This is a genomic window from Pseudoalteromonas sp. MB47 (assembly GCF_011319765.1).
GTDB lineage: Bacteria > Pseudomonadota > Gammaproteobacteria > Enterobacterales > Alteromonadaceae > Pseudoalteromonas > Pseudoalteromonas simplex.
In genome coordinates, this window is sequence record NZ_VFBD01000031.1 from 359,642 (window position 1) to 372,508 (window position 12,867).

Here is a 12,867-nt window from a genome sequence, read left to right on the forward strand (position 1 = left end):
TGTTACTGGACTATGGTACAGGTGAACACTAAAAAACAGCACTATTTCACTAATATTCGAATAAACAAAACAATTAATAAAAAACTAAAAGCAACACAAAAGTATCATTTGCAGTATTTGAAATTGTTGGCTAAACCTTAACTTAGCGTGAATAAAATTTAGTCTAAAAAGAGGATCATATGGCTATAAGCAAGCAGTTCACTAGCAAAAAGCTCAGCGCTTTACTTATTTTAATGTTTGCAGCGAATGGAAGTGTATTCGACGCACAAGCAGAACAAACCTCTGTAATGCCTTTGCATTATGTATCTGATAAAGCAATTTCATCTAACCCAGAAGTACAACAAGCTTGGCATGCATTTAAAGCATCAATGTATGGCATTGATGCTGCTCGTTCAGGTTATTTACCAACCGTCGATGTATCAGCGAGTGCAGGTTATGAAAAACGTAACTACGGTATTGAAGATGAATACAACCGCAATACCGCAGAGCTCACATTGGGGCAAATGCTATACGATGGTTTTAGAACATCGAACACAGTTAAGCGCTTTGAACGAATTCAACTGATACGTTATTTTGAACTACTTGATCAAGCTGAAAAAATTGCACTTCAGGCAAGTATTGCTTACCTAGATGTGCAAAAGTTCACTGAGTTAGTTGAGCTTGCTGAAAATAACTTAAAAGAGCACGAGGCTGTCTATCAGCAAATAGAGCAAAGCGTTGGTGCTGGTGTTGCTAGAGCAGCAGATCTTGAACAAATTAATGGTCGCCTCTCGCTTGCGCAATCGAATGTTATGACAGAGTATGCAAACTTGCATGATGTAAGTGCTCGCTATTTACGCATTGTTGGAGAGCTGCCAACAAAAGGAACTGCAAAAGCAAGACTAAGTGATGATGCAATTCCCATCACCATCAATCAAGCACTTGATATAGCTTACAAAAGCAGCCCTAACTTTTACGCGTCTCTGTATAATATCGAAGCGCAAAAAGCGAATGCTGATTCACAACGCTCCGCATTTCATCCTAATGTAGATTTATCTGCACGCTACGGAATGCAAGATAGAGATGAGTTAGGTTTAAATGAAACTCGCTCTGAGGCAAGAGTTGGTATAGATATTCGCTACAATTTATACAATGGTGGCTTAGACAGTGCGAATCTTGATCAAGCCTATCAAGAGATTAATGTTGCTAAATATCAGCGCGACCAAACCTGTATTGAAATTAGACAAAACCTTCAAGTTGCTTATAACAATGTGCAGGTTTTACAAAATAAGATCCCTTCTCTTGCTAGTCATAAAGAGTCATCTAATAAAGTAAAATATGCCTATAAAGACCAGTTTGATATTGGCCAAAGAACGTTACTTGATGTGCTTGACGCTGAAAATGAAGCATTTCAATCAAATCGTTCTTATATCGCGGCTCTATATGACAGACAGTCAGCTATTTTAACTATGCTTGCGGAGATGGGGAAATTACTCGACACGCTCAACGTTACATCCGACAAGTTTCCAAAAATTACAGAGTTAACTGATGACCCAATTGCATTAAATGCAGACAGTATTTGTCCAAAATTTGATGTAGCTGCAACGATTGGCAGACAAGCATTCTTGCAGAAAAAAAAACAGCAAGATAATGCATATATGACAGTAACCGCTATGCCTAGCTACTTAACTATGCCGGCAACTCCTGTCGAAACAGCTACGACATTTGCCGATGATGATAATGATGGTATCGCAAATGCGCAAGATGAATGCCCATCTACGCCTGCATTTACGGAGGTTGATGAAAAAGGCTGCACAAAGTATCGAAGCAACACGAGTAATGTAGAGATTGGCATTCCTTTTCTCGCAGACTCAAGTGTTGTGCGCCCTCAGTATATGCAGGAAATAGCTCGACTTGCTGATTTCTTAAAAGAACACCCCAACAAAAATGTTGAAATTCAAGGGCATGCTTCCCTTGAAGGACCAGCCCTTCACAATAGAAAGCTCTCTGAAGAACGCGCATCTTCGGTTGCTGAGATATTAATCCAGCAATACGGTATTGCCCCAAACAGAGTGAAATCGCTTGGTTATGGTGTTGATCAACCAAGAATAAATGAGATTTCAGTTAGAGCAAATGCTGCAAATCGTCGCATTGAAGCAGTGATAACCGACGCAGGTAGCCGCCCAGCAGTCATGAAAGATGGCTGGTCGTAAAGCTCATGGTGAATTTGATACCAATTCGCTTAATTTAGTATTTTTGCGCATTGGTATAAGTATGGATATTGTATGCAAGAAACTGATGCTCAAGATCATGGTGGCAGCCTTGTTGACTGTTTAGAAACGCTATGCCGCTATCATGATCGAGAATTTTCTCGTGAAACATTATTAAGCGGTTTACCCCTTGAGAACGGCTTATTGACTCCGTCAGGTTTTTCACGTGCCGCTAAACGTATAGGCTTTAAAACTAAAATTGTTCACAAACCCCTATGCGACCTTAATACAGCTTTGTTACCTGCGGTGTTAATCCTAAAAGGTAATAAAGCCTGTGTAATTACTGAGCTTGATATCGAAAACGACAGCGCTGAGGTCATCTACCCTGAATTAAATGACTCCGCCGTTAAAATCAGTATTACAAAACTTGCTGATAGCAGCACAGCAATGGTTATTTATGCACAGCCCGAATTCGCTTTTGACGCACGCTCCCCTGTACTACAAAAATTAGCCAAAGATGGCTGGTTTTGGGGAGTCATCAAAGAGTGCCGAAGTTTATACAAAGATGTAGTCGTTTCTGCCATTGCATTAGGCGTATTATCAATTGCGATGCCGCTTTTTGTTATGAATGTTTATGACCGTGTTGTACCCAATCATGCAGTAGAAACCCTATGGGTGCTGGCAAGCGGTGTTTTAATTGCACTCACCGCAGATTTTATTTTACGGTTAGTTCGAAGTTACTTTGTGGAGCTGGCAGCAAGTCGTATTGATGTCAAAGTTTCAGCTGTCATTATGGAACGCGTACTTGGCATGAAACTAAAAAACCGTCCCGCTTCTGCAGGTTCGTTTGCAAGTAATATTCAATCATTTGAAGCGGTCAGAGGCTTCTTTAGCTCTATGACCCTTATTGCGCTTGTCGATTTACCTTTTGTTTTACTCTATTTAATCGTAATCGCGATCATTGGCGTCGAATTAAGCTTACCAATAATCGTCGGGGCTTTGATATTGCTCTGTTACGCATTAGCAGCCCACCGAAAGCTTGAAAGCCTCTCAGAGCAAACAATGAAAGCAAGCTCAATGCGCAATGCAATTTTAGTTGAAAGCTTAACTAATATTGAAGATGTAAAAAGCTTTCATAGTGAGTGTAAAACTCAATCCAATTGGGAGAAATCAACAATTTACATTGCTCGCGTTAACGCGCAAAGCCGCTTAATTTCATCTTCTATCAGCAATGCAGGTTCATGGGTTCAGCAATGTGTTGGAGTCATAATTATGATGGTTGGCGTACATCTCATTATTTCCGGTGACCTCACTCAAGGAGGGCTCATTGCAGCCTACTTACTTTCGTCGCGTACTATGGCTCCAATTACCCAATCTGCTGCTGTGCTAGCTCAGTTTCATCATGCCGCAATTGCAATGCATTCACTCAATGAAATTATGGATAATGAAGTTGAACGCCCAGCCGGCAAGCACTGGCTAAGTCACCCAGTACTACTGGGTGATATTGAATTTAATGATGTTCGGTTTAAGTACTCTCAAGAAAGCAATGAAGCATTAAGTGGTGTTAGCTTTAAAATAAAGTCTGGTGAAAAAGTAGCGATTCTTGGTCGCAATGGCTCTGGTAAAAGCACAATTGAAAAATTAATTCTCGGTCTGTATGAACCAACTTCTGGCAGTATCTTAATAGATAATAATGATATCCATCAGATCGATCCTGCCGAGTTACGACATAACATTGGCTATGTACCACAAACAATTTCTTTATTTTTTGGCACCCTTAAAGACAATATCACCCTTAGTGCATGGCATGCTAAAGACGAGCAAATTTTATCTGCGTGTCAACAAAGCCAATTATTTGAGTTAATAAACTCACACCCAGATGGTTTTGACCTACAAGTGGGTGAACAAGGCCGGCTACTTTCTGGCGGGCAGCGCCAAGCTGTTGGGATTGCACGTGCGCTTCTGAACAATCCGCCCATCTTACTGATGGATGAACCCACATCAGCACTTGATCATAATAGCGAAAGTAAAATTATTAACAATATCAAGCGCAACTGCCAAGAGAAGACCTTAATTGTCGTCACTCACAGAACCTCATTACTCGAGCTGGTAGACCGCATCATTGTACTTGATAACGGCAAAGTGGTTGCTGATGGCCCCAAGGCACAGGTGTTATCGGCTTTAAATAACCATACAGTAGGAAAAGTATCATGAGTAATAAAAACTTAGCTATTGAACAGCGCTCATTTGAACATCTAAACAAGGTGCTGGAAAAGCAAAAAGCAAAACGTCCCTCTATTTTCTCTAAGCTTTTTTCCGGTTGGTTATCACCGCCAAATAGTCAAGACTGGGTCGTTGACGCACAATGGGAAAAAATGCAGCAACAACCAGCAAGTGCCCGATTACTGCTTTACATTATCTGTATCAGTATTGTTGCACTTATTGTTTGGTCGGGATTTGCTCACCTTGATGAAGTAGCCAGAGGAGAAGGCCGTGTAATCCCATCTCACAAATTGCAAATAGTGCAGTCGTACGATGGTGGTATGGTCGAGCAGATATTTGTACGTGAAGGACAAGTTGTTAATGCAGGTGATGTTTTAATAAAAATTGATCCCACACGGTTTATTTCTTCATTTAGAGAAAACCAAGCTAAGGTACTGTCTTTGACTGCTAAAGTTGAGCGATTAAAAGCTCTTACGCAAAAAAAACCTCTGCTATTTACTGCCAGCTTGATAGAGCAAGCACCGGACGCGGTTCTACATGAACAAGCTATTTTTGAAAGCAGTAACAAAGAACTTGAGCAACAGGTTACCATTCATAAACGCCAATTAGAGCAGCGTCGACAAGATTATGCCGAAGCTAGGGCTGCATTACAGCAACACACGAATTCATTGAGTTTAGCTAACCGAGAGTTAGCAGTAACTCGCCCCTTACTTCGCACAGGTGCGGTATCAGACATAGATATAATTCGCTTAGAGCGCCAAATTGTTGAACATACAGGTGAAATAAATCGAACAAAAGCGGCAATAAATCGTAGCCTATCAGCTATAAATGAAGCAAAAAACAAAGTCACCGAAGTTGAGCTTGCCATGATAAATCGCTGGAGTAATGAGCTATCAGAAGCCTTACTCAGGCTTGATGCAATGAAAGAAACTGAGTCTGGACTTGCTGACAAAGTTGCACAAACGGAGATCCGCTCCCCCGTCAATGGAACGGTTCAACGCCTATTAGTCAACACAGTTGGCGGAGTACTCCAACCTGGCAGCGACGCAATTGAAATTATTCCACTCGATGATCAATTGGTTGTTGAAGCTAAAATTCTACCTAAAGACATTGCTTTTTTACGCCCAGGTCAAGCTGCAATGATAAAATTTAGTGCTTATGATTTTGCGATCTATGGCGGCTTAGAGGCTGAAGTTACTCATATCAGCGCTGATACGATTACAGATGACAGAGACAATACATTTTACTTAGTGCAGCTTAAAACAAATCGTAATCACTTTGCAGACAACCTAACCATCATTCCGGGAATGACTACACAAGTCGATATTATTACCGGTAAAAAAACGGTTCTTGAGTATTTATTCAAACCAATTTTGCGTGCAACGTCGCTGGCAATGAGTGAACGCTAGCGGGCTTTTTAATGGAGTAATCATGCGTCGCAGTATTTTTATTACACAAGATGATTTGCAATCGCCTCACTGGCTAAATGCATTTCCAAATTGCGTAATTCAGACAGCCTGTCCTAAGAAATTATTAGCAGACACATTAGTCTGGTTACTTGCAGACTCTGCGGATTGGCAAGTGCAGCTACAAAAATTAACCGCACAACGACTACCCGTGATTGTGATGACAACTCAGCTGGATATTCAACAACTGTGTGATGCACTGCAACTTGGTGCACGCGGATACATTGAAGCATTTGCAAACAAAACTGTCATCGAACAAGTTGCTGAAACCGTTAACGCCGGTGGAATTTGGCTTCCTGGGCAATTACTTTCAAACTTGGTTGGCGTGTTATCAGGACAAGCAATTAACTATCCGCATCAATGTGATCTGAGTTCTCTCACCAAGCGTGAAAAACAGGTTGTTGATGAAGTTATAAAAGGTGCAACCAACAAACAAGTCGCGCAAGTTTTAAATATTACTGAGCGCACTGTCAAAGAGCACATGAGCTCAATTTTTCATAAATTAAAGGTACGCGATCGAATGCAATTAATGCTTGCTGTGAAGGGTCATTAAACTGACTCTTCAACCGCAACAACACCATCAAAACCAAGCCCTTTTAAGGTTGATTGATCACTTGGGTTTTTAACCCCTTCAGCAACAACCTTAATCCCTAGCGAGTGAGCTAATGAGCATACCCCTCTCAAAAAGCTTTGATTTGAGTCATTAAAACTAATGTTATGACAATAAACGCTATCTACCTTTATCATCTCAAGGCCAAGCTCTTGGATTTTAGTTAATTTTGTAAACTCAGCCCCAACGCGTTTTAACGCAACTTTTGCACCTATGCTATGCACCTGACTGCAAAAACGCCTGAATAACGGTAAATCTTTAATGGCAGTGTTTGCTCGTACCTCAAAGCAAATTCGCTTAGCAAGTTCAGGGTAAGCACACAATCCTGTCAAAATTGACGCTACGGCCATATCATCATGTAAGGTACCTGCTGAGAGCTCCATCCCCAGCAAGGCACCGTCTGTTAACTCACCATATTGCTTAATCATCAATTTCATTAGGCTCCAATCAAGCCGCGCTAGTAATTGAAGTTTGTGCGCCCATTGATAGTAAAATCCTATTCCGTACTTCTCTCCTTTGAGCAATAAACTCAGTGAAATTTGTTGTTGTAGAAGAACGTCGCTGAACGAGGTAACGGGATATAATGCAATTTCTAGTTGGTTTTCTTTTAATGCTGATTCTATCGTTTCTCGCCAAAAATTAAGGTCATCATTTCTAAGCTCAGCAGTACCATCTACAGTAAAGTGGGCATTACAACCAGGCTTTGCAATCGCCACTTTTAATAAGCTATCAACCCGTTTTAACAGCGCTCCTCGCGTATCGTTGGTAGTAACTAAACTGCAACTATGAGATACAGCAAGATCCACCTGTGCGTACTGAGCAACTAATTGCTGATGAGACTGCAAAATATTGTCACTCAACAGTGTTAGATCACTCACATCAGAAAACAACACCAAAAAGTCGACATGCGACATTCGCGCAATATGGCTCTCTCTAAAGCTATCTTCATTCGACTCTAGAAATGCAACTAACGACTGCGAGAAAAGACGTAAAAACTCGACCATCTCTACACGTCCAACTTGCTCTGTTAGCTCGTCAAGATTAACCACCCTAAAAAGGAATAATGCGCCATGCCCTTGTGTATTATCTAAAAAGGTATCTAAGGTCGCATTAAAATACTCACGATTTGCAAGCCCAGTCAGGTCATCGTGCTGGCTCTTAAAACGCATTTCTTCAAGCCTTTGACGGTCCTCTTTCACGATGCGGCTAAAACGTGTAGATAGTAAGTTCATTGAAGAAACTAATTTGGCAAACTCGTATGTTCTAGGCACCTTTGATTTAATAAAGCGCTTTTCTCCTAACGCTATTGCTTGGCGCATTACATCGCTCAAAGGGCTTAAAATTTTCGATAAGAAGTAAGCGCTCGCTATACAAGCAACAACTGCAACAGCAAGAAAGCTAAAAAACAAATGCACCGAACTTTGCCAAAGCGCATCTTGTGTATGTTGACTATGACTTTCAACATATAAAGTACCATATTGCTGCCAACCATCACTGACAAGCGCAATGCCGGGTGCTACTTCAAGAGAATATAAATAGCGGAACCAGCTCGGTGCATCAAGCACTAACTCGCCCTTAAATGCACGTTTTATAATAGTCTCGCCATTCGGATCTTTTAATTCAATACGTTGGTAATAACCTGTATCAAACGACGCCGAAAGAAGCAGTTCGATTTCCACAGGGTCCTTATCCATTTGACTCAACATTAGCGCTAATGAATTTGCATTATCTACATTTTTCATTTTAAGTTCGGCTGTAAAATAGTCTTTTGCCGAACTTGTACTAATTATCAAACTGCTAATAAAGCCAATAATGATCACCACTAAAATGGCAATCCATAACTCTTGTTTCAAAGTAATGGTTTTTTTGCGTTTAAACGCTTTAATTACATTCACCATTTAACTCCTTCTTTACGAGTTTGCTCTAAAATATGTCGCCAACGTGATAGCCTCGCTGTCGGATCGGCTACGCTTTGTGCTGAATTGTTAGCCCAAAGGCCCTTACTGTTAAAGCTGAAAACAGGACTAAGATCGGTGCGCTTTGCAGCAGGCAACACTTTTACGATTAAGCTGTCTAAAATAAGTGGTTGTGCATTGGGTTGACTGTAATAACCCAACACCATGTGGGCTTGGGTCTTCCTAGTTCCAGGTAATTGCGCTTTAACATAAATCAATCGAAGTTTGGTATCGCTTATACCCAAAGCGCGTAAGCTGACGTACTTAGCAATAGCGTAATCTTCACAATCACCAAGCCCTGTTCCCATTGTTTCTAGTGGGGTTGCCCAATAATCATTTTGTTTCCATAGCTGGATATCAGTTTGATAACGTAAACTACGTGCAAAAAAATCATTAACGACCAAAATTTGCTGTTGTTCAGGAAGATTTTGAGCATGCTGCAACATGCCTTGCCATTGCCTTGCGACAGTAACTCGCGTGGCACCGTAGCGTTGCTGCATTTGTTGAATAAAGGTTGAGAACTCGATCACTAAGCGCTCAGCTAAAGCACCGCTAGTGACGCAAAATAGAATGACAATTGAAGAAGATAAAAAGCGGTAACGCCCAATAAAACGACAAGCAAAGATACAAGCCTTAGATAACATAAGGCATGCCTTGGAGATATTCAGCTTGAATGTAATCGTGTGTGTTACCCATTATGCTTTAATAAAAAAATATGATTTTTAAAGCATAGCACCCAAGCTGAAACTATGAGAATTTAAGCGCTAATAATACGTTACTTTTTTTACCTGTCGAGGTTTTACTTCGCCGATGTATAAATCGTGGACACGCTTCATATCGAGCTGCAATTCAGTTGCATAGGTATCGCCTACTGCATAAGTCTTGATCACCTGTGCACCTTTGATCACACCTTGTACTTGGCTTTGTAATTGATCATTATGTGCGATACTGTTTTGCACTGTGGTACCTGCGGAAATTTTTTGCCCGTAAACTTGCTCAGCAAGCTCTCGATACGCTTCAAGCTTTGAGGCTTTAATCGCAAGAAGGGTACGCTGCGATTCATTATTACCAGGTTGAGCACTAATAGGCGCATAACCCACGGCTTTTAGCACTGGGTAGCTATCTGGCTCAATGTAAGTGTATTCTACATGTTTATCAAAAATACTACTGCAGCCGGTTAATGCTGCGCAGGCAACCAGCCCGCCGAATAATAATGCTCGCATGATTTATTTCCGCTTAAAACTCTTTGGCTACAAATATGCACGTTTAATGCCACTGTGGTACAGTCCTTGCTCGTTAAGGTTATTCATTGGTTTTAATGCTAGGTGTCAGCATGAAAAATAAAACAAGAGCCAACTTTAAGTGGTTCGCTTTAGCCTTTACAATTTTGTTTTCTAACAATAGCTTAGCGCAGTGGTTTGAATCTACAGGTCATGCTGTTATAAAAAATGGCGATACGAGCCAAGCCAAATCTGCCGCTATTAAAGACGCCATAACTCAGGCGTTAGTGTTTTCTGGCGCTCGAGTTAGCTCAGTACAAACCCTCGTTGACGGGGTTTTGACGCAAGATCAGCTAAAAATAAGCAGCCACGGTGAAATCCAAAAAATAGAACTGATCAGCGAAGACCGCCATAACGACACCTATGCTATAACGCTTCGCTTAGATATTTTTGCTCAAGCAGAAGAATGCCCAGCAAACCAATACACTAAATTTATTGCCGTGACACAAAGCCAACTGGCCAACCGCGAGCAAGCGCGCATGGGCCAAATTTTTGACGTAAACAAAGCTATTAGCGAACACCTCTATGCCAGCTTAAACAGTACGCAAATGGCTGCAAAGCCAACAGCCTATTACAATATCCCACTGCGAGTAGATCATTTTTTCACTCAGCAATACGATTACAGTAATGCGCTACTTGAAGAGATCACTAGCCGCAGTAACTCGCAATATGTATTACTGAGCCGTATTCGTGACTTATCGGTTAACCATAAGATCAACAACGATTATGCATTTTGGCAAGATGATAGTTTCAAGCGTGCATACAAAGTAGATTACGTATTATTTGATGGCACCACTTACGAAAAGCTCTGGCAAAAAAGCTACCAAACAGAAGGCATTTGGCCGTATAAAAAGACTGAGATCATCGATGTATATAGCGACCGATTTTGGGCAACTGACTATGGCCAAGCTATCAGCGATATAAACCAAACCCTAACCTATGACTTACAAGCAGCCATGGCCTGCTTACCCACGCAAGGAAAAATACTGCATATCGAAAACGATAGGCTAATCATCAACTTGGGTAAGGCGCACGGGATTGAGCAAGGGCAAATTTTAAATATTGCCCATCATAATTACCTAACGGATGCTCAGGGTAATAAGCTTCCGCATAAAATCACCACACTTAACCAGGTAAAAGTAACTCAGCTTTATCAGCAATCAGCGGTAGCCATAAGTATTGATCAGCAACCACTACCAAACATTCAAATAAACGATATTGTTGAATTAGCTACTAGCGAGTAAATGAGCTTGTAGTCCCTTATGAGCATTTAGCCAGTCGGCTAATTGCTCAACGCCTGCTATATGTGGGTAATGCTTACGGGTTGCAATAACAACTTGGCGCTGCTGATTTGGTGTAATTGCTAAGTACTTTACTCCTTCACGTGGTGTACAAGCAAGCTTAGGAACAAAAGTTAACCCATCATCCATTGCCACCAGCGCGAGTAAGGTTTCAATACTATTGCCTTTATATTGATTTGACACCTCAACCCCTGCTGAAAAGCAAAATTGTTCTGCTTGATCTTTAAAGCAATGCCCTTCATTTAGCATCAATAAATCACAACCTTGTAATTGAGCCAGCGCAACCTCAGGGTATTTTGCTAATGCATGTTGTTCAGAAACCGCTACTAAAAAATCTTCTTTATAAAGCGGTGACACATGATAAGGCGCTAAATCAGCCACATCAGCAACAATGGCAATATCAATCTCACCATTATCAAGCGCTACAAGCGTTTGTGCTGTTTGCATTTCTATAAATGAAAACTGAGTTTCACTAAAGGCTTGCTTCATCGATGTTAGCAGCGTTGGCAGTAAATAAGGCGCAATGGTAGGAATAATACCGACATTTATTTTACCTTTAAGTGGGTCGTGTGAGCTGGTAGCTATTTCTTTAAGTACCTGTGTTTGCTCTAAAATAACTGTGATCTGTTTAAGTAGTTGCTCACCTTGCACAGTCAACGTAACCTGCTTAGTTGAACGGTCAAAAATAACAACACCCAACTCTTGCTCAAGCTTTTTGACCTGACCACTCAATGTAGGCTGGCTGACATAGCACGCATCGGCAGCTTTTCTGAAGTGCTTATATTGTGCAACCGCTTTTACGTATTCAAAGTCTTTTAAATTCATATCACACCATCAATAGCTTTTACCTATCATACTAATACAAACAAACGATTGGAGCTATCATAAATTAAATTGCATAATGGCACTCAACAAATCAAGAGGAATCAAAACAATGTTAAACAATATCGAAGGCCAAAGAGTACCAAACGTTACATTCGCAACGCGTGTAGACGAGCAGTGGAAATCAATAACCACTGACGAAATTTTTAAAGGTAAAACGGTTGTGTTATTTGCATTACCTGGTGCATTTACACCAACATGCTCATCAACTCACTTACCTCGTTATAACGAGCTTGCAGCTGTATTTAAACAAAACGGCGTTGATGACATTGTTTGTATTTCTGTAAACGATACATTCGTAATGAATGCATGGGCTCAAAACCAAGAAGCGCAAAACATTACTCTATTACCAGATGGTAACGGTGAGTTTACCGACGGTATGGGTATGCTCGTTGATAAAAACGACTTAGGTTTTGGTAAACGCAGCTGGCGTTATTCTATGCTGGTAAAAGATGGCGTTATCGAAAAAATGTTTATTGAGCCACAAAAGCCAGGTGACCCGTTTGAAGTATCTGATGCAGATACCATGCTTGAATACATTAACCCAGCACAGGTAAAACCAGAATCAGTGAGCATTATTACTAAACCTAACTGCCCGTTCTGTACCAAAGCTAAAGCGCTACTAGACGCAAAAGGTTATGTGTACGAAGAAATTGTATTAGGTCAACACGCTTCACTAACGAGTTTAAAAGCGATTTCAGGTCGTGAGACAGTGCCGCAAGTATTCATAGGCGGTGAGCACATTGGTGGCTCTGACGATTTAGAAAAACACTTTGCATAATTTTCAAGTTGGGGCTGCTCGTTGCAGCCCTTTATTATTTTAAAACCTCAACCAATTGATTCAATTATAAATTATATAACTGGTCTGCTCTCGCCATCACCCATATTTATATTCAAAATACCAACACCTTAGTTACCAAATTGTTACATAAAGCCAAGAATAAACTTAAAATGTCTGCAG

At 40.8% G+C, this 12,867-nt stretch carries 10 protein-coding genes; 6 read left to right on the forward strand and 4 right to left on the reverse strand.

The window, feature by feature from the left end:
* The first annotated feature begins 179 nt into the window (after positions 1 to 179).
* The 4 genes from IMPJCBKJ_RS19875 (at position 180) to IMPJCBKJ_RS19890 (ending at position 6,431) form a co-directional block, all read left to right on the forward strand.
* Positions 180 to 2,192, forward strand: coding sequence for a TolC family outer membrane protein (locus tag IMPJCBKJ_RS19875; protein WP_228290594.1), 2,013 nt, complete (start codon positions 180 to 182; stop codon positions 2,190 to 2,192).
* A gap of 72 nt (positions 2,193 to 2,264) precedes the next feature.
* Positions 2,265 to 4,403, forward strand: a complete 2,139-nt coding sequence (locus IMPJCBKJ_RS19880) for a type I secretion system permease/ATPase (protein WP_166341760.1) — start codon at positions 2,265 to 2,267, stop codon at positions 4,401 to 4,403.
* Complete coding sequence (locus tag IMPJCBKJ_RS19885; RefSeq protein WP_166341762.1) at positions 4,400 to 5,821, forward strand: HlyD family type I secretion periplasmic adaptor subunit; 1,422 nt, start codon at positions 4,400 to 4,402, stop codon at positions 5,819 to 5,821. Before IMPJCBKJ_RS19880 ends, IMPJCBKJ_RS19885 begins: the two co-directional genes overlap by 4 nt.
* A 22-nt stretch (positions 5,822 to 5,843) precedes the next feature.
* Complete coding sequence (locus IMPJCBKJ_RS19890) at positions 5,844 to 6,431, forward strand: response regulator transcription factor (protein WP_166341764.1); 588 nt, start codon at positions 5,844 to 5,846, stop codon at positions 6,429 to 6,431.
* Here the strand turns inward: IMPJCBKJ_RS19890 and IMPJCBKJ_RS19895 are convergent.
* The 3 genes from IMPJCBKJ_RS19895 to IMPJCBKJ_RS19905 form a co-directional block, all read right to left on the reverse strand.
* Complete coding sequence (locus IMPJCBKJ_RS19895) at positions 6,428 to 8,386, reverse strand: LapD/MoxY N-terminal periplasmic domain-containing protein (RefSeq protein WP_166341766.1); 1,959 nt, start codon at positions 8,384 to 8,386, stop codon at positions 6,428 to 6,430. The two genes, IMPJCBKJ_RS19890 and IMPJCBKJ_RS19895, sit on opposite strands and share 4 nt — an antisense overlap.
* The gene (locus tag IMPJCBKJ_RS19900) at positions 8,380 to 9,087 is read right to left on the reverse strand and encodes a transglutaminase-like cysteine peptidase (RefSeq protein WP_082389319.1); all 708 of its coding nucleotides are present in this window, start codon (positions 9,085 to 9,087) and stop codon (positions 8,380 to 8,382) included. The genes IMPJCBKJ_RS19895 and IMPJCBKJ_RS19900 overlap by 7 nt, the downstream gene beginning before the upstream one ends.
* Before the next feature lie 120 nt (positions 9,088 to 9,207).
* Complete coding sequence (locus IMPJCBKJ_RS19905; protein ID WP_054554372.1) at positions 9,208 to 9,666, reverse strand: LPP20 family lipoprotein; 459 nt, start codon at positions 9,664 to 9,666, stop codon at positions 9,208 to 9,210.
* 110 nt (positions 9,667 to 9,776) lie between these two features.
* Between IMPJCBKJ_RS19905 and IMPJCBKJ_RS19910 the strand changes: the two genes are divergently transcribed.
* The gene (locus IMPJCBKJ_RS19910) at positions 9,777 to 10,967 is read left to right on the forward strand and encodes a flagellar assembly protein FlgT (RefSeq protein ID WP_166341768.1); all 1,191 of its coding nucleotides are present in this window, start codon (positions 9,777 to 9,779) and stop codon (positions 10,965 to 10,967) included.
* On the opposite strand, the gene IMPJCBKJ_RS19915 is transcribed toward IMPJCBKJ_RS19910, so the two are convergent.
* Positions 10,950 to 11,849 (reverse strand): LysR substrate-binding domain-containing protein, encoded by a 900-nt coding sequence (locus IMPJCBKJ_RS19915; protein WP_054554370.1) that lies wholly within the window; start codon positions 11,847 to 11,849, stop codon positions 10,950 to 10,952. The two genes, IMPJCBKJ_RS19910 and IMPJCBKJ_RS19915, sit on opposite strands and share 18 nt — an antisense overlap.
* Positions 11,850 to 11,958: 109 nt before the next feature.
* On the opposite strand from IMPJCBKJ_RS19915, the gene IMPJCBKJ_RS19920 reads away from it, so the two are divergent.
* Entirely contained in the window at positions 11,959 to 12,687 is a 729-nt protein-coding gene (locus IMPJCBKJ_RS19920; protein WP_166341770.1) for a glutathione peroxidase, read from the forward strand.
* Positions 12,688 to 12,867: the final 180 nt, after the last annotated feature.